Origin of the sequence: Aeromonas sp. FDAARGOS 1410 (assembly GCF_019048745.1) — a bacterium.
Classification (GTDB): domain Bacteria; phylum Pseudomonadota; class Gammaproteobacteria; order Enterobacterales; family Aeromonadaceae; genus Aeromonas; species Aeromonas jandaei.
In genome coordinates, this window is record NZ_CP077401.1 from 1669281 (window position 1) to 1689489 (window position 20209).

The window sequence follows — 20209 nt, forward strand, 5'->3', positions numbered from 1 at the left end:
AGGGTAGTTCGGACAAGGGCCCATTCTAGGAGGAGCAAAGAGAGCCTTGGATCGGCAAAATGCCGATTTGTGACATCAGTTCAAATGGTTACGTTTTCAAGCCGAGCAAAGTGTGACGAGGAGTGGCAGGGGAATACAGCCGATAAAAAGAGCGGCCATAAAAAATGCCGGTCAGTTGACCGGCATTTGAGGTTTCAGCCATCGCCGTCACATCAGACGGTGAAGAACTTGAAGTTGACGAAGGCCACCGCGATGAAGGAGGCAACCATGCCGCTGATGCAGAGCACTGCCGGGCGCATGGCGGGCCAGCGATGGGTCAGCAGGATCAGCGCCAGCATGGTCGGGTAGAGGCCAAACATGTAACGCGGCATGGCGTTGAGGCCGGTCATCAGCGGAATGGTGCAGCAGATGAACATCAGGGTCGCTTCGGCCCAGCGCTTCTGGCTGAACAGATAGAGGTTCAGACCCCAGCCGAAGATCACCATGATGGAGAGGTAGGCCTTGCGACCGCCCAGCTCGAAACCGCTTAGCCACCAGTCCAGCGGGCTGTCCATATAACGGCCCCATGCTACCTGAATGTGCTTGAAGGCCATCGCATCACCGGTGAGGTGATAGAGGTAAAGCATGTAGGCAAACAGGCCAAAAGGGATCATCCAGAGGGTGAAGACCACCTTGAAGGCGCGCTCGGTGAAGCGGAAGAACTCGCGCCAGCCGTAAGCCTGCAGCGCCAGGATTAGCACCGGGAAGACCATCATCACACCCAGGTTGCGGGTGGCGGAGATGAACACCCCGAGCAGTGCCACCATCAGCCACTGCTGCCGGTAGGCAAACAGGAACATCCCCAGCATCAGCGCCATAAAGGTCGACTCGGTATAACCGGAGACGAAGTAGGCGGAGAAGGGGGAGAAGGCCAGCAGCCAGACGCCGAAACGGGCGGTGTCATCACCCAGCTTGAGCTGGCGCAGCACCAGCAGCATCAGCGGCAGGCTGGCGAAGAAGGAGGCGTTGGCGACAATGATGAGGCCGATCAGGCTCTCGACATTGAGCAGGTTGGAGATGGCGCCGGAGACCATCGGATAGAGCGGCATGAAGGCCCAGTTGGCCGCATTGCCCTTGCTCAGCCAGCGCGGGTAGAGGTCGTAGCCGTTTTCGATGATGCGCTGGAACCAGACGCAGTCGAACTGGCAATAGGCTTGCAGTGGCCCGATACCGAGAGTGCCATAGAGCTGGACACCGAAATAGCCCATGCCATAGAGGGCAACGCGGCTCAGCACGAAGGCGGCAATGATCATCAGCCAGTCACGGCCGCTGATGCGTAGTGACGGGCGATAGGGGAGGCTGTCCCCGGGCAGGGAAGCGGTATTGGTCATGTCATTCATCAGGCAAAAACCCAGACGCGAGAGAGGATGTAGGTGAGTACAGTGACGGTCAGGGTGGCAATAACCACCGGGACGAGACCGGAGAGACCCGCAAACAGCAGACCGCTCAGGATCAGGTTACGCACCGCCAGCGAGAAGAGGGCGACCAGCAGAAACTTGCTGGCGGCTCCCTGCTTCTGGAAGGTGATGTAACGGTGACCGAAGAACGAAAACCAGAAGGCGACGGCAAAAGCCAGTGTCGTCACCAGATGTTCGGAGATGGTTGGCCAGGTGTGAAACAGGGCGATGGAGGTGCCCAGATCGACGAGGGTAGCCCCCCCGCCGACAAAACCGAAACGAACCAGCCGCCAGAATTCCTCGCGGGAGATCATCAGGACGCTTGCTCCTGCTGCTCTTGTTGCTCGTCATCCTGCTTGTTGCCCGCCTCCTTGGCGTACTGGCCGTAGACTCCCTCGATAAGGTAGACAGGGCGCTGTTTCACTTCCACGAACATGCGGCCGATATACTCGCCGATGATACCGAGGGACAGCAGCTGGATACCGCCGAGGAACAGCACCACCGACATCAGAGAGGCATAACCCGGTACGTCGATACCGAAGAAGAGCACCTGGGTGATGATTTTCAGGATGTAGAGGAAGGCGACCAGAGAGACGCTCACGCCCACGTAGCTCCACACCCGCAGCGGCCAGCTGGAGAAGCTGAGCAGACCGTCGAGGGCGAAGTTCCACAGTTTCCAGTAGTTGAACTTGGTCTCGCCGGCATGACGAGCGGGACGCTCGTAGGGAACGCCAACGGCACGGAAACCGGCCCAGGCAAACAGCCCCTTCATGAAGCGGTTGCGCTCCGGCAGTTGCTTGATAGCCTCAACCACCTTGCGGTCGATCAGACGGAAGTCACCGGCGTTCTCCGGCAGCTTGGTGCTGGTGGAGAGGGCGTTGAAGAAGCGGTAGAAGCCGCCGGCAGTCAGGCGCTTCATCGGGGTATCGGCGCTGCGATCGACGCGGATGCCGTAGACGGTGTCGTAGTCACCGGTTTGCCACAGTTTGACGAACTCCAAGATCAGGGCGGGAGGATCCTGCAGATCCACGTCCATCGGCACTACTGCATCCCCTTTGGCCTGATGCAGACCGGCGGTGAGAGCTGCCTCTTTACCAAAGTTGCGGGCCAGGTTGACCAAGGTTACGCGGGGATCGCGGGCGATAGCCTGCTCGACCACTTCACGGGTGCGATCACGGCTGCCATCGTTGACGAATACAATTTCAAGCTGGTCTTTCAGCGGGGCCAGTTCGTTGTCTATCGCGTTGATGAAGGCATCGATGCTCTCTTCCTCGTTGTAAACGGGAACGACCAGAGAGAGTCGAAAATCTGGATACGACATAAGAACGTCCTTATTGGATAGTAGTTTTTATAAAACGGTGTTCAGGGCAAATATCACTGGGCAACGGTCAGGCGCACTGATTGAACGTTGATGGGGGTTGGTGCCGAGAGCGCCAGAAAATTGGGGCGCTTGGGATCTGCGGTGAGGGAATCCCCCGGCAGGCTGAGACGGATTTCGTTAATCCCGGCCTTGGCCAGTTTGACCGTGGTGGTAAAGTCGTGACCGAGCGCAACCTGCAGCAGAGCGCCCGCTTGCGGGCTGTTGACGCGAGCGTGGATGGTCAGCTCTTCCGGATTGGCAGCCTGCTTGGGCAGCACGAAGTAGAGGCCGCCCTTGCCGCTCAGCTGGGTGCCTTCTTCGCTCGGCTTTTTAGCCCAGCCTTCGCTCGACAGGAAACGGCTCGGTTTGGTGAGGTTGAGCTCGTTGCCCGGCAGGTAGGTCATGCTGGAGTTGTGTTCCCAGAAACGGGTTTTCCCCTCCAGATAATAGAGTCGGTAGGCCAGACTCACGTTGGGGTGAGCCGCCAGATAGAGGGTGTAAAGATAGAAACCGCTCAGCGCCAGGATGGCGGTCAGAAAACCAAACTTTTTATACGTCATATCACTCTCTACGCCTGACTGAAATTGGTAGGCAGATCTCGCGCATATGCTAATCCAATTGCAAAAAAAGCATAGTGGATCACAAAAAAATATTTGGTCACATATTAACCCCTTTTGCTCGATGCTCCAAACCCTACTCGACTGTTTGTTGATAAAACAAACATTATGGAAGTGGCTGATTACAAAGGAATGCTTCTCTTTGGCATAAGAAAAGGGTGCTGTTTGCTGCGTCATTTTCTTGCGGATGGCGTCACTGGCGTTACTGATAGTTCCAATAGCACTGATATGAGCCCCTTTTTTACCGGTTTACCCCTTCAGTCAGTCGAGGTGGCAGTCGATAAACCTGGAGCGTTTCGGGCTGACCTCATTAGCCAGGGCGTGGTTATCACACACCGGCTGACCACCTGCTCTGTAGCGGCTTTACGCATGTCGGTGCAGCACTGGTGAGCACCTTGCTTTTATATGGCGATTGGCGGTCGGATGCTGGCTCTTCCGCTCGCAGCAACGGGTGAATTGGCCGATTGCGATTCAATCAATGACAATGAAATTATCTGGTGGCGCTATGTTCCGGGGTGCTGGCAAAGTGATAGCCATTCACGCATCATGAGCAGCCGGACCAGAGGGTCTGACAGAGTGAACACATCGTTTTGAGGTATCCATGGGGATGAAGTATTGGCTGGCCCTTGCCAATCTGGTCTGGTTTGGCTGTTTGCCTGCCGGAGTAGTGCATGCGGCCGAGGCACAGGTGGTAGTCGCTGCCAGCAAAACCCAGCATGACTGGTATCAGGGCAGCAAGGCCGAACAGGCCCGTATCGAGTTGGAACAGCAGCTGCAGGAAGCGGTACTTGCCCAGCTCCATCCCGATTTCTTCAAGCTCTGGCGACGGATGCAGGCAACTCCTGCTGCGGCGCGGGGCGCTATCTATGATGAAGCGTTCGCCAAGCTGAGTCGCTTTCAGTATGCCTGGCGCTCGATGGATCTGGTCTCCCGGGAACAGATGAAGACGCTCAAGTTCGATCTGAACCGTCCCGTGGTCACCAAACCAAGCGATGATGACCTGCTCACTCAGGTGAAATCGCTGCGCCCTCAGGTGGCTGAATATGATGCGGTGCGGGAGAAGGTCCACAAGCTTTTGGCGATGCCGATGGCCAATAAGTGGCCCACCCTCGACATGCCGACCCTGCGTGCCGGCGAGAGCTCTGACGAGCTTGGCCAGATCCGTACCATGCTCAACGAGCTGGGAGATAGCGCGCCCAGGCACGGCGATGCCATCTATGACGCCGATACCGAGCAGGCCATCAAGCAGTTCCAGCGTCGTCACGGCCTGACCGCCGACGGCGTGATCGGCCGTCAGACCCGCTCCTGGCTCAATACCGGGCCGCAAGTTCGTGCCAGCCTGCTGCTGCGTAACCTCTGGCGCCGTGATCTGGTCGATCAGTTGAGCAAGCCCCGTTATGTACTGGTCAACATTCCTGACTATCGCCTGAGTGTGGTGGAGTCCGGTAACGAGGTCTTTACCAGCCGGGTCATCGTCGGCAAGGAGCAGCGTGCTACGCCCATCCTCGCCAGCGAAATTCGTTCCATCGTGCTCAACCCCTCCTGGCATGTGCCGCGCTCCATTCTGAGCAAGGATATTCTGCCCAAGCTGAGTCGCGATCCTGCCTATCTGAGTCGTGAGCAGTTCGATGTGATCGATGGTGAGGGCAACCCGGTTCAGTTCACCGAAGAGGGGTGGCGTCAGGCGCTGGCCGCCGGTTTCCCTTATCGTCTGCGGCAAAAGCCGGGCGATCACAACGCGCTCGGTCGCTACAAGTTCTACCTGCCCAACAACGAGGCCATCTACCTCCACTCGACACCGCGCAAATCCCTGTTTGAGCAGGGGGCTCGCGCCTTTAGCTCGGGTTGTATCCGGGTCGAGCATGCAGATGATCTGGCCGAACTGTTGCTGGCTGACTCCCGCTACCAGCCGGACAAGGTGGCGTCGATCCTCAAGGATAGCGAGACCAAGTGGTTGCCGCTGACCAAGCCAATTCCGGTGTTTACTGTCTACTGGAGCAGCTGGATCGACGAAGATGGTCGTCAGCAACTGCGCAACGACATCTACGGATTTGATCGAGTCAGCTTCCAGAGCCGTCTGCTGTGATCCCTGCCACAGAGTGAAAAGCCCGGCCATAGCCGGGCTTTTTCATGGGCGAGAGAGGTTTGACATGATCCCGGTCGGGAGGTAGTTTCAAGCGCCTGAACCGAATTCATTGAACAATCTTTATTCAACCATGTCGCTTGAATCTGCGATGGACGGACCCCTTATGCTGGAACAAGAGATAAGTCGTCGTCGCCTGTTGCTGGGAGCCGGTTGCCTGTTGGGCAGCTCGCTGGTCTCTTTCCCGGCGCTGGCAAGCCGCAGTACCACTGGTCGTGAACTGAGCTTTTTCAATCTCAACACCGGTGAGCGGGCAAGGGTCAGTTATTGGGAAAATGGCCGCTATCTCAATGACGGGCTGGCCGAACTGAACCATATCTTCCGCGACTATCGTCGCAATGAAGTGTTCGACATCGATACCAAGCTGTTCGATCAGCTCTTCCTGCTGCAGCACAAGCTGGGGCGGCGAGGGGAGATCCAGCTCATCTCCGGTTATCGGGCGCCGGCGACCAATCGCCAGAAGCGCCGCAGAAGCCGCGGGGTTGCCAAGCATAGCTACCACACTCTGGGACAGGCGGTCGATGTGCGCATTCCCGGCGTGCAGCTGGCGAATTTGCGCAAGGCTGCGCTCCATCTCAAGGTCGGTGGCGTCGGCTACTACCCCCATGACAACTTCGTTCACCTCGACACAGGCCCTGTACGAAGCTGGTGATCACCCGGGCCAACCTGTTAGGCTCCAATGATTGAGAGAGGAGAGACAGATGAAACGTCTGGTAACGGGGATCCTGATCGCCCTGGCATTGACCGGTTGCAGCAAGCTCAACCGCGACAACTACGACAAGCTGAAGATGGGGATGAGCTACGCCGAGGCCAGCGCTATTCTGGGCAAAGCCGAGCGTTGTGACGATGCACTGGGAACCACCAGCTGTATCTGGGGTAGTGATGGCAAGAACATCAAGATCCGCTTCATCGCCGACAAGGCGACCTTCTTCAGTTCGGAAGGGATTAACTGAGGCTGCAAGAGCCCATGAAAAAAGCGCCATGTCGGCGCTTTTTTGTTGTCCGCAATCCGGGCTGTCTCGCCAAAAGCTGGCGTACTCAGTGGGTTGCGTACTGGTAGTTGAAGGTGGGCAATCCCCACTTGAAGCGAACCGCCAGGAGGCGCAGTACAAAGCCGATGCCAATCGCCCCAAAGGCCGCCCAGTTGGTCGGCAGCCCCTGATCCAGCGCCAGGCAGTAGAGGGCTGCCGTGATGAGGGAAATGGCGGCATAGAGCTCGCGGCGAAACACCAGTGGAATGCGCTGGCAGAGCAGATCCCGCAGCACCCCGCCAAAGACCCCGGTCACGACCGCCATGATGCAGGCGATGCCGGCGCCATGTCCCATTTCCAGCGCTCTTGCTGCGCCGAAAATGGAGAAGACCACCAGACCCAGCGCATCGAGCGCCATAAAGAGCTTGCCGAGGTAGCGCATCAGCGGCGCCGAGATGACCCCGGCCATGGCCGAGCCCGCAACCAGCAGCACATATTCCGGATGCTCGACCCAGAGCAGGGGATAGTGCCCCAGCAGCACATCGCGGATGGTACCGCCGCCGATGGCGGTTGCCGAGGCGATGATCACCACACCAAACAGATCCATCCGTCGCCGGCCCGCTGCCAGCGCACCAGTCATCCCTTCGGCCACCAGGCCCAGCAAGAAGAGTGCATGTAACATGAGATATCCCAGGGTACGAGAAAGGCGAGCATCCTAACAACTCGGACTATAGGGGACAAGCAAAGCAACATATCCATTATTTTAATTCATGCGAAAAAGCAAAAAGGCACCCTGAAAGGTGCCTTTTTAATCACTGCTTGAGGATCAGCGGCGCAGCAGCTCCTGCCGATAGTGATCGACCCAGATGGCGGTAGCGCCACAGATGGCGACCGGCATCACGAACAGGTTCACCACCGGAATGGCGGAGAAGAGGGTCACCAGAGCGCCAAAGCTGAGGCACTGGCCACGGCGCTGCTTCAAGGCATCGCGCATGGTGATGAAGTCGATCTTGTGGTTGTCGAACGGATAGTCGATGTACTGGATCGCCATCATCCAGGCGCTGAACAGGAACCAGAGCACGGGGGCTAAAGTCTGGCCGACCACGGGAATAAGGAAGAGGATGAGACAGCCGATCGCCTTGGGCAGGTAGTACTTGAGCTTCTTCCACTCGCGACCGAAGGTGCGCGGCACATCCTTGACGATATCGAGCATGCCGCTGTCGTTGGGAGCCTCGCCGGTCAGGATCTGCTCCACCTTTTCAGCCAGCAGCCCGTTGAAGGGTGCTGCAATCCAGTTGGCGACCGAGCTGAAGATAAAAGAGAAGACCACCAGTATGGTGATGAGGGCGATTGGCCAGAGCAGGTAATCCAGCCAGTTGAGCCAGGCCGGGATCTGCTGGTGCAGCCAGGCGAACAGGCTGTCGAGTTGCAACAGCAGAGCATAGAAGGCGCCGGCGAACAGCACGAAGTTGACCAGCAGGGGGATCAGCACGAAGGTGCGGATGCCGGGCTGGCGGATGAGGGAAAAACCGCGCAGGAAGTAATCTGCACCGCTGATTGATGCTTTGACCATATGGGGTGATTGGCTCATATGAGCTCCATCTGTGCATGGGAAGACAGTCAGCATATTACAAACAAGCTTTTGATTTGGTAAAGTCGCCTGCCCGCCTCCCCTTTATTTAGCCACTGATACAGGTCGCCATGCGTCTGAAACTGATCAAACTCGCCGGCTTCAAGTCGTTTGTCGAGCCGACTCGCATCGAGCTCAATGCCGACATGACCGCAGTGGTCGGGCCCAATGGCTGTGGCAAATCCAACGTGATCGACGCCGTGCGCTGGGTGCTTGGCGAGAGCTCGGCCCGCCATCTGCGCGGCGAGAACATGACGGATGTCATCTTCAACGGCTCCGTCAACCGCACCGCCCATGCCCGCGCCTCGGTCGAGCTGGTGTTCGACAATCCCCATAACCGGGTGCCCGGCGAGTTCGGCCGCTTTACCGAAATCTCGGTGCGTCGCGAAGTGCTGCGTGACGGCACCAACCACTATCAGATCAATGGCCAGAAGTGCCGTCGCAAGGATGTGACCGACCTCTTCCTCGGTACCGGCCTCGGGCCCCGCAGCTACGCCATCATCGAGCAGGGCACAGTCAGCCGGCTGGTGGAGTCCCGTCCCGCCGATCTCAAGCTCTTCATGGAGGAGGCGGCCGGCGTCTCCCGTTACAAGGAGCGGCGCCGCGAAACCGAACAGCGCATTCGCCATACCCAGGAGAATCTGGAGCGTCTGGGTGATATCCGCGGCGAGCTGGGCTCCCGTCTCGACCACCTCAAGGTGCAGGCCGAAACCGCAGAGCGCTACAAACAGCTCAAGAGCCGTTCACGCGCCGCTCGCGCCGAGTTGATTGGCTCCGAGCTGTGGGCGCTGGAGACTCGTCTCGGCGAGGCCAAGAGCGAGCTGGCGCAGGTCGAACAGGCATTGGCAGCGCTCGATGCCAAGCGTACCGCCGACGAGGGACGCCACGTTACCCTCTCGGTGGCCCGGCAGGAGGCGCAGGCCGAGCAAGCCAATCGGCAACAACAGATTTTCCTTGGCGGACAGGCCATCGCCCGCCTTGAACAGCAACAGCTGCACCAGAGCGAGCTTGGCCGTGACTTGCAGGCGCGAACTCAGGCTCTCGGGGAACGCATCACCAGCCGCAAGGTGCAGCTGGCCAGCCAGCAGGAGCAGCTCACTGAAGGCGTGTTGAGAGGCGAGCTGGAAGAGGCGCGGCTGGAGCAGTGTGAGCAGTTGCTCACCGAGCAACAGGAAGCTCGACTGCGGGCCAGCGAGCAGCTTGAGCAGACCCGCCAGCAACAGCAACAGTGGCAGCAGCAGGTGACCCGACTGCAGGGGGAGCTAAACCAGACCCGGGCCCGGCTCGGTGGCCTGCATGAGCTGCAAGCCAAAACCCGGCTTGCCCGCCTCAAGCTGGAGGATGAGCGCTCCGGCCCCATCGGCGCAGAGGATGCAGATCTGCAACCGGCCCTCGATATGCTGGGGGGCGAACTGGAGTTGGGCCGGGCGGCGGCCGGGGAGCTGGCAGCGCAGCTTGCGCAGGCCATTGAGGAGCATGAAGCGCTCAAGCTCGCCCACAGCCAGCAGCAGGGGTTGCTACGGGAACTGGAGGCGCGCCTGACGACGCTGGATCAGATCCTTGGCGAGCAGATGGAGGGGGCGACTCTGGCTGATCGGCTGCAAGTTGTCCCCGAATGGGCACAGGCGCTCGACAAGGTGCTGGGTCGCTGGCTCACCGCGACCCCTGCGGACGAGTGCAATCCGGCTTTGGACGGACTCTGGATTGGCCCGGCACTGCCAGCCGTTGCCGGCACCCTGGCCTCCTTGATCAGCGGTGATCACGTTCCCGCCTTCCTCAACGCCATCTGGCTGGCCGATGACAGGGAAGAGGCACTGGCTCGCCGGCCAACCCTGCTGGCCGGTGAGTCGGTACTGACTCCTGCCGGCGACTGGTTGGGGCCGAACTGGGCGGATATTGGACAGGGCGCTGCGCTCGGTACCATGGCGCTGCTGGGTGAACGTGAGCGGTTGCACACCGAGCAACGCGCTGTAGCCGACGCGCTGGCACAATTGAGCGAGCTGATGGCAGCAGCCGATGAACGGCGGGCACGCATCGTTAATGCGCAGGAGTTGTCGCAGCGAACCCTGCGCGGGCAGGAGCAAAAATGGCAGCAACTGCGCGAAGCCTGGAGTTTGCAGCAAGGTCAGCGGCAAGAGCGGTTGCTGCGGCTCGGCCAGCTTGGCGAAGAGCTGGTTCGCCTCGATAAAGAGCAGGCCGAAGAGGCGCAGCGGCTGGCCGAGACCGAGCAACAGCTGGCGCTCGAAGAGGCGCGTCTGGCCGAGTTGCAGGAGCAGGGCGAGCCTCTGAGCGAAGCGTTGCAGGCGGCTCAGGATTTGGTGGGGCGCTGCGAGCGAGCGCAGGAAGAGGCGCGCGGGCGGCGCGAGCAGCAGCAGGCGACCTGTCAGCGTTTGCAGCTTGAGCTTGGCAACCTGCGTCAGCTGATTGCGCTTGGTGAGGAGGAGCTGGCAAGGCTCGGGCTGGAGCTGGCCGGACTCAAGAACCCGGAGACCGAAGCAATTCCTGATCTCGCCCCTTTGCTGGCGGAGCAGCGCAATCTGGAGGCGCAGCAACTCGCCTGCCATCAACGGCTGGCGGAGCTGGAGCGCCAATTGAGCGAGCTGGATCAGGCACGCAGCGCCGATCACAAGCAGTTGGTGGTATTGCAGGAGAAGCTGGCGACCCTGCGCCTTGAGCGCGAGCGCAACCTCACTCGCCGGCAAGGGTTGCACGAACAGTTCGAAGAGCTGGGGGTTCGACTGGTGGATCTCGATCAGGCTGCGCTGATTGCCGCTGATCGCGGCAAGCTGCGCCAGGAGATCCAGACGCTGGAGACGCAAGTGGAGGCACTTGGCGCCATCAACCTGGCTGCGCTGGAAGAGTACGAAGAGGCGAAAACGCGAGCAACGTATCTGGAAAACCAGTGCCAGGATCTTGAGCAAGCGCTGGAAACCTTGAGCCAAGCCATTAAAAGAATTGATAAAGAGACACAAATACGCTTCCGGGACACTTTCGATAAGGTCAATGAAGATTTAAAATCCCTCTTTCCAAAAGTGTTTGGTGGGGGCAGTGCCTGGCTTGAGCTCACCTCCGATGATCTTTTGGAGGCCGGAGTGAGCATCATGGCGAGACCTCCGGGTAAGAAGAATGCTACCATTGCCCTGCTTTCCGGGGGGGAGAAGGCCTTAACCGCACTTGCGCTGGTTTTTGCCATCTTCAGACTCAATCCAGCACCTTTTTGTCTGCTGGATGAGGTGGATGCACCGCTCGATGAAGTGAACGTCGGTCGCTTCTGTTCTCTTGTCAAAGAGATGTCGAGCACAGTACAGTTCGTTTACATCAGTCATAATAAGGTCTCCATGGAGATGGCTGAGCAGCTGGTTGGCGTCACAATGCAAGAGCCCGGAGTTTCTCGCATTGTGTCGGTCGATATCGGTGAAGCCGTCGCTTTGGCTGAGCAAAACTAGAAAGAGAAGCAGCTAATGCAGGAATTGCGTTACATCTTGGTTGCCCTGGGCGGTATTGCTATTGCGGCATTGCTCATTCACGGGTTGTGGAGCAACAAAAAGAATCGTCAGGCACCGATCAAAGAGAAACCGCTTGGCCGGATGGAGTCCAAGTCACGTAATCGTGACGATGATGCGTTCGACAGCGATGGCATCGGTCAGGTGCGTGTGGTCAGCAGTGGTCGTCGCGCCGAGCCCAAGCTACATCGTGACGAAGAGAGCCGCCAGCCGGAACTCAGCCGTCGCTCCTCATTGCCTGCCTTTGATGATGAAGATGACGAGGACGATCTGCCGCCACCCGTTGTGCGCAAGCCTGCTGCCCGTCCGGTTCCCCCGCCGCCTCCTGTCTATGAAGAAGAGGAAGCATACGATGCGCCTCAGCCCGAAGCGGTAGAGGAAGAGCCTGCTGCACCCGTGCGCAAGCCGGCGCAGGTCAATCGTCGTACCCCGGTTTACCGCTCCCGTCCCCAGCGTGAGCCTGTCATGCAGGTTCAGGATGACGAGCCGCTGGTCGAGCCAGCCTATGCAACTGCGCCGACTTTTGGTGCGCGCAACGAGAGCGTGCGTGCCGAGCAGGTGCGCGCTGCCGAACCCGAATACAAGCCGCAGCCCCGTCACGTTGCTCCCGAGCCCGTGTATGAGGAGCCGGTCTACGAAGCGCCGGTCGAAGAGCCGCGCGTTGCTGCCCAGCCGGTCGAGAAGATTTGGCAAGACGTTTATGTCATCAACCTGATGGGACGTCCGGGCCACGAGCTGCAAGGGGCGACCCTGCTCTCCTCCCTGATGGCGCTTGGCTTCAAGTTTGGCGAGATGGATATCTTCCACCGTCACGAAGATGCCAACGGCAAGGGTGAGGTGCTCTTCTCCATGATCAATATGGTCAAGCCGGGCACCTTCAACCCGTACCGGATGGAGCAGTTCACCACACCGGGTGTCTCCCTGTTCATGCAGCTGCCCCTGCGCAGCAATGCTGCATTTGCCTTCGAGGACATGCTGCAGGCTGCCGATCAGTTGGCCAGCGATCTCGATGCGATGCTGACCGATATGGAGCGCAGCCCGCTGAGCGACGAGACTATCGCCCGTTACCGTCATGAGCTGGCAGCCTACGAGGCCAGCCGCGACTAATACGCCATGCGGGTCGAATGAATCAAAGTGCGGTACCCAGGTACCGCATTTTTGTTTCTACCCCGACCGGATTTTCAATCACACTTCGAGACTTTTTCATGAGCGATATCCTCTCCCGCCACCGTCAACTGTGTGAGCTGCTTACCGAATATGGTCATCAGTACTATGTGCTGGATAACCCGACCGTACCGGACGCCGAATATGACCGTCTGATGCGCGAGCTGATCGCGCTGGAGGCCGACCACCCCGAGCTGAAAACCCCGGCTTCCCCGAGCGTGCGGGTCGGTGGCCAGCCGCTGACCGCCTTCAGGCAGGTGCGTCACGAGATCCCCATGCTGAGTCTGGACAACGTATTTAGCAGCGAAGAGCTGCTGGCGTTTGAACAACGGATGAGTGATCGCCTCAAGCGTGAAGTGCGTTTCGAGTTCTGCTGCGAGCCCAAGCTCGATGGCCTGGCGGTGAGCCTGCTCTATGTAAATGGTCAGCTGGTGCAGGCCGCGACCCGGGGCGATGGCGCTACCGGTGAGGAGATCACCGAGAACGTGCGTACCATCAAGGCCATTCCGCTCGCATTGCGGGGCTCTGGTTGGCCCGAGCGGTTGGAAGTGCGTGGCGAAGTCTTTATGCCCAAAGCCGGTTTCGAGGCGATGAACGCCAAGGCGCTGGCCGCAGGCGAGAAGGTGTTCGTCAACCCGCGTAACGCCGCCGCCGGCAGTCTGCGTCAGCTCGATTCACGTATCACTGCCAGCCGTCCTCTGAGCTTTTACGCCTACGGCGTCGGTGTCGGCGGCGAGCAACTCGGTGGCTCTCACTTCGGTCGTCTCAATCAGCTCAAAGAGTGGGGGCTGCCGCTTAGTCCCGAGGTGAAACTCAAAGAGGGGGCCGCCGGCTGTCAGGCGTTCCACGACGACATTCTGGCCCGCCGTGGCGAGCTGCCTTACGAGATCGATGGCGTGGTCTACAAGGTCGATGCCATTGCTCTGCAGGAGGAGCTCGGCTTTGTGGCCCGCGCCCCGCGCTGGGCGACCGCCCACAAGTTCCCGGCGCAGGAGGAGATGACTCTGCTTGAGAACGTCGAGTTTCAGGTTGGCCGTACCGGCGCTGTGACGCCGGTGGCCAAGCTCAAACCGGTGTTTGTCGGCGGCGTGACAGTCTCCAACGCCACCTTGCACAACGCCGACGAGATCGAGCGCCTTGGTGTGATGCTCGGTGATACCGTGATCGTGCGCCGGGCAGGAGACGTGATCCCGCAGATCGTGGCCGTGGTAGAGGCACAGCGCCCTGTTGATGCGCGCGAAATCCTCTTCCCGACCGAGTGCCCGGTGTGTGGCTCGGCGGTAGAACGGCTGGAAGGCGAGGCGGTTGCCCGCTGCTCCGGTGGCCTGTTCTGCGAGGCGCAGCGCAAGGAGGCGATCAAGCACTTCGCCGCCCGTCGCGCCATGGATGTGGACGGCCTTGGCGACAAGATTGTCGAGCAGCTGGTAGACAAGGGGCTGGTGAAGACTCCCGCTGATCTGTTCAGCCTCAATGCCCTCCAGCTGGCAGGTCTTGAGCGGATGGGGCAAAAATCGGCCCTCAATCTGGTAGCCGCCATCGATGCTGCGCGCAGCACCACCCTGCCGCGCTTCCTGTTTGCTCTGGGGATCCGCGAAGTGGGGGAGGCGACTGCGCTCAATCTTGCCAACCACTTCCTCACCCTGGATGCCCTGCGCGCGGCTTCGGTGGAGCAACTGCTCGAAGTGGCCGATGTGGGTGATGTGGTGGCCAAGCATGTCTACTACTTCTTGCGTCAGCCCCATAACGTGGAGGTGCTGGAAGCCTTGCTGGCTGCCGGCATCAACTGGCCAGCTATCGAGAAGAAAGAGGCCGCGGAGCAACCCTTTGCCGGTAAAACCTTCGTGCTGACCGGCACCCTGACCACCTTGTCGCGCAACGATGCCAAGGCGGCACTGCAGGCGCTGGGCGCCAAGGTAGCTGGCTCTGTGTCTGCCAAGACCGATGTGCTGGTCGCGGGGGAGGCGGCTGGTTCCAAGCTCGCCAAGGCACAGGAGCTGGGTATCACCGTCTGGAGCGAAGAGGAGCTGCAACAGGCGTTGCAGGGCTGAGTGGCCCGCAGGCTGAGATAAAAAGAGAACCCGGCATGGCCGGGTTCTCTTTTATTGGGTGTTATTCACGCCAGAGGATCTTGTTGCGCCACTTCTCCGGCACTGTGAGGTGCCAGCGGGCCACTTCGCTCTTGCTGAAGACATACTCGCCACGCAGGGCCGCCCGAGGGGAGAGGGTTTTGGGCAATGCACCTGCCAGTATGTTGTTGATGAGCGCCGCCGCTTGCAGCCCCTGATCTTTGCCATCGAGCACCAGGCCGCCGATGGCCATCCCTTTGCCGACGGTGAACTCCCAGAAGCAGAAAACCGGCACCGGACTGTGCCGGCTGGTCCACTCCAGTACCGTTTTCTCATTCACATGCTTGCCATTTTCATCCAGCAGTGTGTGGTAGAGACCGAGGAAGATGGCGCCATAGCCGTTTTTCTTGCTGTTGAGTATCGCTTCCTGCCAGAGGTCATACTCGCCGAGCAGCTGGCTGTAGACCCGGGTCTGGCCAACGCGCAGCTCGGTCTGGGTTTTGAACTCATCCTCGATGGCGGTGAGGGCCACATTGCTGGAATCAAACAGTACCAGTGCTTTGTTGAGACCGCCCATCATCTGGCTCATCTCGCTGATATTGCGTTTGAGCAGCGGGCGCTCCAGCACGCCGGTGATCTTGGGATGGCCGACAAAGCCCTTGAGCCGGGGATTTTCGTTCATGCCGAGAAAGACGACGGGGGTACCGAGGGACGAGATCTCGCTGGCGAGATAGTTGATGGCGTTGTCATCGCCGAGCACCACAATATCCGGTTTGCTCTTGAGGTAGAAAGCGATTGCCTGTTGGGCGATTCCGTCGAACTCTTCCCGTGGCCGACGCTTGGTATCCATGTAGAAGTGGCTGATCTGGTGTTTCTCCTTGAGACCATCCACCAGCCCCTGGTTGTAACTGATGTCCCACAGATAGTCGGGGTGGTAGCTGCTGATCACCAGTATGCGGGCTGCCCATACAGGCAGGGAGAGGGTAGTCAGCAGTAGCAGCAAGAGGGATTTACGCATAGGGTGTCCTGTGTCGAACCGTCGTCTCTACCCGCTCAGTATGAGTGGTTTTGCTTGGCACTGTCACGCCGCCATCCAGAGTGTTTATTGCGAATTTTTTTCTGCTTGGGCAGATCGGACGCCAGCCCGCACCATCGTTGAGAATGGCCTTGTTTGAGGCTTTTATTGGTTGGTCGTGAACTGTCCCACTCGCTGTAAAACCTGTTTTGGATCAATAAATGGCTACTTGCTTTGGTGCCTAATAGACACCACATATAGGGATGCATTCGTTTTTAACACCTATATGTTGTGTTATTAAGCTGTGTATAAGCTGTTCCCTTCCTCTCTTCAGCCCAGGCTTGTCAAGCCTCGGCTGAATTTGTTTGCGTCCAGGACGAGACGTTGGAGGGGAACCAACAAGGGTAAGCCCAGAGCAGATTGCCTGGCCTTTTAACGGGGAAAATTCATGAAACCGGTTGTGATCAAACGTGACGGCTGTCGCGCACCATTCAATGCCCAGTTGATTAGCGAGGCGGTCAGTCGTGCTGCGGAAGCGGTCAATCAGGCCAATCCGGCACTGGCACAGCGTATCTCAAGCGCGGTGAGTCAGGAGCTGGAGGGGCGTGGTGAGGTTGATATCCACGAGATCCAGCGTCTGGTTGAAAACCACCTGATGGCCTCCGATGACAAGGTCATTGCCCGCGCCTATATCGAATATCGTCACGATCGGGATCAGGCCCGCGAGGCGCGCGGTCGTCTGGCGCAGGAGATCCGCGGTCTGGTCGAGCAGACCAACGCGGCCCTGCTCAACGAGAACGCCAACAAAGATTCCAAGGTGATCCCGACCCAGCGCGACCTGCTGGCCGGTATCGTCGCCAAGCACTATGCCACCAGCCACATGCTGCCCCGTGATGTGGTTCAGGCCCACGAGAGCGGCGATCTGCACTTCCACGATCTCGACTACTCCCCCTTCTTCCCGATGTTCAACTGCATGTTGATCGATCTGCAGGGGATGCTGACTCACGGCTTCAAGATGGGCAATGCGGAGATCGATACCCCGAAATCGATCAGCACCGCCACCGCGGTCACTGCCCAGATCATTGCTCAGGTGGCCAGCCACATCTATGGCGGCACCACCATCAACCGCATCGATGAAGTGCTGGCCCCCTATGTGACCATCAGCTGGCAGAAACACCGTGAAGTGGCCGAAGAGTGGGGTATTGCCGATGTGGAAGCCTATGCCATGGCCCGCACCGAGAAAGAGTGTTACGACGCCTTCCAGTCGCTGGAGTACGAAGTCAACACCCTGCACACCGCCAATGGTCAGACCCCGTTCGTTACCTTCGGCTTTGGCCTGGGTGACAGCTGGCAGTCGCGGATGATCCAGCGTGCCATCCTCAGCAACCGTATCGCCGGCCTTGGCAAGAACAAGAAGACCGCCGTGTTCCCGAAACTGGTGTTCGCCATCAGGGATGGCCTCAACCACAAGCAGGGCGATCCCAACTACGACATCAAGCAGCTGGCGCTGGAGTGCGCTTCCAAGCGGATGTACCCGGATATCCTCAACTACGACCAGGTGGTGAAGGTGACCGGCTCCTTCAAGACCCCCATGGGCTGCCGCTCTTTCCTCGGTGCCTACGAGGAGAATGGCGAGCTGATCCACGAAGGTCGCAACAACCTGGGCGTGGTGAGCCTCAACCTGCCACGCATTGCCCTGAAATCCCGCGATGAAGCGGACTTCTGGGACAAGCTGGACGCAGCCCTGCGGGTGGCCAAGAAGGCGCTGATGTATCGCATCGAACGTCTCGACGGGGTCAAGGCGCGGGTCGCCCCTATCCTCTATATGGAAGGGGCTTGCGGTGTGCGTCTCAAGGCCGACGACAACGTCAGCGAGATCTTCAAGAACGGCCGAGCCTCCATCTCCCTGGGCTACATCGGGGTACACGAGACCATCAACGCCCTGTTTGGTGACTCGGTACACCTGTTCGACAGCGCCGAGTTGCAGCAGAAGGCCATCGCCATCATCGCCCGTCTCAGGGCAGCCATTGACGAGTGGAAGGAGGAGACCGGCTACGGTTTCAGCCTCTACTCCACCCCGAGCGAGAACCTCTGCTCCCGCTTCTGCCGCATCGATGCCAAGGAGTTTGGCGTGGTGCCGGGTGTGACCGACAAGGGCTACTACACCAACAGCTTCCACCTCGATGTGGAGAAGCAGGTCAACCCCTACGACAAGCTGGACTTCGAGGCGCCCTATCCACCCATCGCCAGCGGCGGTTTCATCTGCTACGGCGAGTACCCCAATATCCAGCACAATCTGGAAGCGCTCGAAAACGTCTGGGATTACAGCTATGACAAGGTGCCCTACTACGGTACCAACACCCCCATCGACGAGTGCTACGACTGCGGCTTTACCGGCGAGTTTGAGTGCACCTCCAAGGGCTTTACCTGCCCGCGCTGCGGCAACCACGATCCCGCCAAGGTGTCGGTGACCCGCCGTGTCTGTGGCTACCTCGGCAGCCCGGATGCCCGCCCCTTCAATGCGGGCAAGCAGGAAGAGGTGAAGCGCCGCGTCAAACATATGTAAGCCGAGCCCTCACCCTAGCCCTCTCCCAAGGGGAGAGGGAACCGGCCGATGTACTGTTTGTGCTGCTTTGCTCCCTTCTCCCCTCGCGGGAGAAGAGTCGGGGATGAGGGCGCCGTAATAGAGAGAGATGATGCACTACCACCAATACTATCCGGTTGATGTGATCAACGGCCCCGGCACCCGTGCCACCCTGTTTGTCTCGGGCTGCGAACATCAGTGCCCCGGCTGCTACAACCAGAGCACCTGGCGCCTTGACGGCGGCAAGCCGTTCGATGAGGCGATGAGCGATCGCGTCATTGCGGATCTCAACGACAGCCGCATCAAACGGCGCGGGCTCTCGCTCTCCGGCGGCGATCCGCTCCACCCGGCCAACGTTCCTCATGTGCTGGCGCTGGTGAAACGGGTGCGTGCCGAGTGTCCAGGCAAGGATATCTGGTGCTGGACCGGCTACCTGTTGGGCGAGCTCACCGCACCGCAACGGGAGCTGGTGGCTCTGCTTGATGTGCTGGTGGATGGCAAGTTCGAGAAGGAGCTGGCGGATCCCGGTTTGCTCTGGCGTGGCAGCAGCAACCAGCAGATCCATGATCTCAACGCCTGGCGTGAGGGCGGGGAGCGTATCCCTTGTCTGTTCGCCTCCTGAGTCCGGCATTCTGCCGGGTTAACTTTTGCCAACTTGATGTTTTCAGGGCCAATCTTCACAGATTGGCCCTTTGTTTATGTCCAGCGCGGGTCTTTTTCGCTAGGATGGGTCACTGACCAGTGGACGGCCAGTCTGCTGACCAAGAGCAGAACAAGAAACAACCAGCATAAGAGACGAAAAGGAGCTTGGCATGGGATGGAAAGCATTGTGGTTGGGGTGTGCCGTGTTGCTGCTGGCAGGATGCAGCTCCCGGCAGGAGGTCGCCGCTAACCGTACACCGATCGCGATTCCCCTCGAGCAGCTCTCCAGTTACTGGATTCAGGAAAACCGCCGTTCATTCTTTGGTGATGACGTGCCTGTCGTTGTGCCTGCCAAACCGGTCAGGGGATATGTGGATGTACGCTACCAGATCGATGCTGATGGTAACCCGATAAAACCAGAGATCGTCGCCGCCGAGCCGCCCGGAGAGCTGGAGCAGAGCGCGTTGGCAACCCTCTCACGGCTGCGCTACAGTCCGGCGGACAGCAATCCGGATGCCATTCCCGTGGTGGTGACCAACCGCTTTGAAATAGAGCTCAACTGATCCCCGAACAACCAAAAGAGAGACCCCGGCCTGGCCGGGGTCTCTTCTATTTACTGCTGTTTGCAGTTGTTGTAGACGATCTGCCAATCATCGTCCTGACCGCGCATCTCGACAAACCCCTCATCCCCCTTGTTCCACCAGACGGCTTCACGCTCATCCGTAAAGCGGGCGCCGGAGGCCGAGATGGCCTGCGGCAGGGTGTAATCCTTGCCGTCCGGTAGAGACAACTTGATAAAGCTGAGGCTCTCGTCGGAGAGAGAGAAGTAGCGTACCTGTACCTTCTTGCCCTGTTCACACTGATAGCTGACGGGGTTACCGCCGGTAACGGTGAGGGTATTGCCCTGATTGCAGCCGGCAAGCAGCGAGAGAGCCAGTGCCCCCGCGCTCATCATATGGACCTTGTTCATGGTTACAGCTCCCCTGATGTTATACGGTGGTGTCATACGGGCGTGAGCCTAACAGCTCAACGCTCTGCTGTAATCACTTTGTGCGAGGGTTGCGTCGATTGATGTCTG

At 59.2% G+C, this 20209-nt stretch carries 17 protein-coding genes; 9 read left to right on the forward strand and 8 right to left on the reverse strand.

The genetic code is table 11. The features are described from left to right. Positions 1 to 212: 212 nt before the first annotated feature. Genes I6L40_RS08035 through I6L40_RS08050 form a run of 4 tightly spaced genes read right to left on the reverse strand, consistent with a single transcriptional unit; the run spans position 213 to position 3356 of the window. Complete coding sequence (locus tag I6L40_RS08035; RefSeq protein ID WP_216995249.1) at positions 213 to 1379, reverse strand: hypothetical protein; 1167 nt, start codon at positions 1377 to 1379, stop codon at positions 213 to 215. After that, positions 1379 to 1750 (reverse strand): GtrA family protein, encoded by a 372-nt coding sequence (locus I6L40_RS08040; RefSeq protein WP_033115783.1) that lies wholly within the window; start codon positions 1748 to 1750, stop codon positions 1379 to 1381. The genes I6L40_RS08035 and I6L40_RS08040 overlap by 1 nt, the downstream gene beginning before the upstream one ends. Continuing rightward, a complete protein-coding gene (locus I6L40_RS08045) occupies positions 1750 to 2757 on the reverse strand; it encodes a glycosyltransferase family 2 protein (RefSeq protein WP_033115782.1) in 1008 nt (335 codons plus the stop codon). Before I6L40_RS08045 ends, I6L40_RS08040 begins: the two co-directional genes overlap by 1 nt. A gap of 53 nt (positions 2758 to 2810) precedes the next feature. Further along, positions 2811 to 3356: a hypothetical protein gene (locus I6L40_RS08050; protein ID WP_033115781.1), complete on the reverse strand. Its 546-nt coding sequence runs from the start codon at positions 3354 to 3356 to the stop codon at positions 2811 to 2813. A 658-nt stretch (positions 3357 to 4014) separates the two neighbouring features. Between I6L40_RS08050 and I6L40_RS08055 the strand changes: the two genes are divergently transcribed. From I6L40_RS08055 to I6L40_RS08065, 3 genes are all read left to right on the forward strand, one after another. Beyond that, the gene (locus I6L40_RS08055; RefSeq protein ID WP_216995250.1) at positions 4015 to 5499 is read left to right on the forward strand and encodes a murein L,D-transpeptidase; all 1485 of its coding nucleotides are present in this window, start codon (positions 4015 to 4017) and stop codon (positions 5497 to 5499) included. A gap of 163 nt (positions 5500 to 5662) precedes the next feature. Beyond that, positions 5663 to 6208: a YcbK family protein gene (locus I6L40_RS08060; RefSeq protein ID WP_033115779.1), complete on the forward strand. Its 546-nt coding sequence runs from the start codon at positions 5663 to 5665 to the stop codon at positions 6206 to 6208. A gap of 49 nt (positions 6209 to 6257) precedes the next feature. Further along, positions 6258 to 6509 (forward strand): lipoprotein, encoded by a 252-nt coding sequence (locus tag I6L40_RS08065; protein ID WP_041208149.1) that lies wholly within the window; start codon positions 6258 to 6260, stop codon positions 6507 to 6509. Positions 6510 to 6594: 85 nt separating this feature from the next. Here the strand turns inward: I6L40_RS08065 and I6L40_RS08070 are convergent, their stop codons facing one another. Both I6L40_RS08070 and cysZ read right to left on the reverse strand, forming a co-directional pair. Continuing rightward, positions 6595 to 7209: a trimeric intracellular cation channel family protein gene (locus tag I6L40_RS08070; protein WP_033115777.1), complete on the reverse strand. Its 615-nt coding sequence runs from the start codon at positions 7207 to 7209 to the stop codon at positions 6595 to 6597. A gap of 144 nt (positions 7210 to 7353) precedes the next feature. Beyond that, on the reverse strand, positions 7354 to 8118 hold the full coding sequence (cysZ, locus tag I6L40_RS08075) for a sulfate transporter CysZ (RefSeq protein ID WP_216995251.1): 765 nt from the start codon (positions 8116 to 8118) through the stop codon (positions 7354 to 7356). Positions 8119 to 8228: 110 nt separating this feature from the next. Between cysZ and I6L40_RS08080 the strand changes: the two genes are divergently transcribed. The 3 genes from I6L40_RS08080 to ligA all read left to right on the forward strand — a co-directional run bounded on the left by I6L40_RS08080 (position 8229) and on the right by ligA (position 14872). After that, positions 8229 to 11603 carry an AAA family ATPase gene (locus tag I6L40_RS08080; protein ID WP_216995252.1) on the forward strand — a complete coding sequence of 1125 codons (3375 nt, stop codon included), beginning with the start codon at positions 8229 to 8231 and terminating at the stop codon, positions 11601 to 11603. A gap of 15 nt (positions 11604 to 11618) precedes the next feature. Next, positions 11619 to 12767 (forward strand): cell division protein ZipA, encoded by a 1149-nt coding sequence (gene zipA / locus I6L40_RS08085; RefSeq protein ID WP_216995253.1) that lies wholly within the window; start codon positions 11619 to 11621, stop codon positions 12765 to 12767. Between the two features lie 98 nt (positions 12768 to 12865). Continuing rightward, positions 12866 to 14872, forward strand: coding sequence for an NAD-dependent DNA ligase LigA (ligA, locus tag I6L40_RS08090; RefSeq protein WP_216995254.1), 2007 nt, complete (start codon positions 12866 to 12868; stop codon positions 14870 to 14872). A 61-nt stretch (positions 14873 to 14933) separates the two neighbouring features. On the opposite strand, the gene I6L40_RS08095 is transcribed toward ligA, so the two are convergent. Continuing rightward, positions 14934 to 15908, reverse strand: a complete 975-nt coding sequence (locus I6L40_RS08095) for an ABC transporter substrate-binding protein (RefSeq protein WP_216995255.1) — start codon at positions 15906 to 15908, stop codon at positions 14934 to 14936. A 445-nt stretch (positions 15909 to 16353) separates the two neighbouring features. Here I6L40_RS08095 and nrdD point away from each other — a divergent pair, with 445 nt between their 5' ends. The 3 genes from nrdD (at position 16354) to I6L40_RS08110 (ending at position 19694) form a co-directional block, all read left to right on the forward strand. Next, complete coding sequence (nrdD, locus tag I6L40_RS08100; protein WP_216995256.1) at positions 16354 to 18471, forward strand: anaerobic ribonucleoside-triphosphate reductase; 2118 nt, start codon at positions 16354 to 16356, stop codon at positions 18469 to 18471. 130 nt (positions 18472 to 18601) lie between these two features. Next, a complete protein-coding gene (gene nrdG, locus I6L40_RS08105) occupies positions 18602 to 19111 on the forward strand; it encodes an anaerobic ribonucleoside-triphosphate reductase-activating protein (protein WP_198506615.1) in 510 nt (169 codons plus the stop codon). 190 nt (positions 19112 to 19301) lie between these two features. Then, the gene (locus I6L40_RS08110) at positions 19302 to 19694 is read left to right on the forward strand and encodes an energy transducer TonB (RefSeq protein ID WP_041208157.1); all 393 of its coding nucleotides are present in this window, start codon (positions 19302 to 19304) and stop codon (positions 19692 to 19694) included. Positions 19695 to 19744: 50 nt separating this feature from the next. On the opposite strand, the gene I6L40_RS08115 is transcribed toward I6L40_RS08110, so the two are convergent. Then, positions 19745 to 20101, reverse strand: coding sequence for an MliC family protein (locus I6L40_RS08115; protein ID WP_216995257.1), 357 nt, complete (start codon positions 20099 to 20101; stop codon positions 19745 to 19747). Positions 20102 to 20209 lie beyond the last annotated feature (108 nt).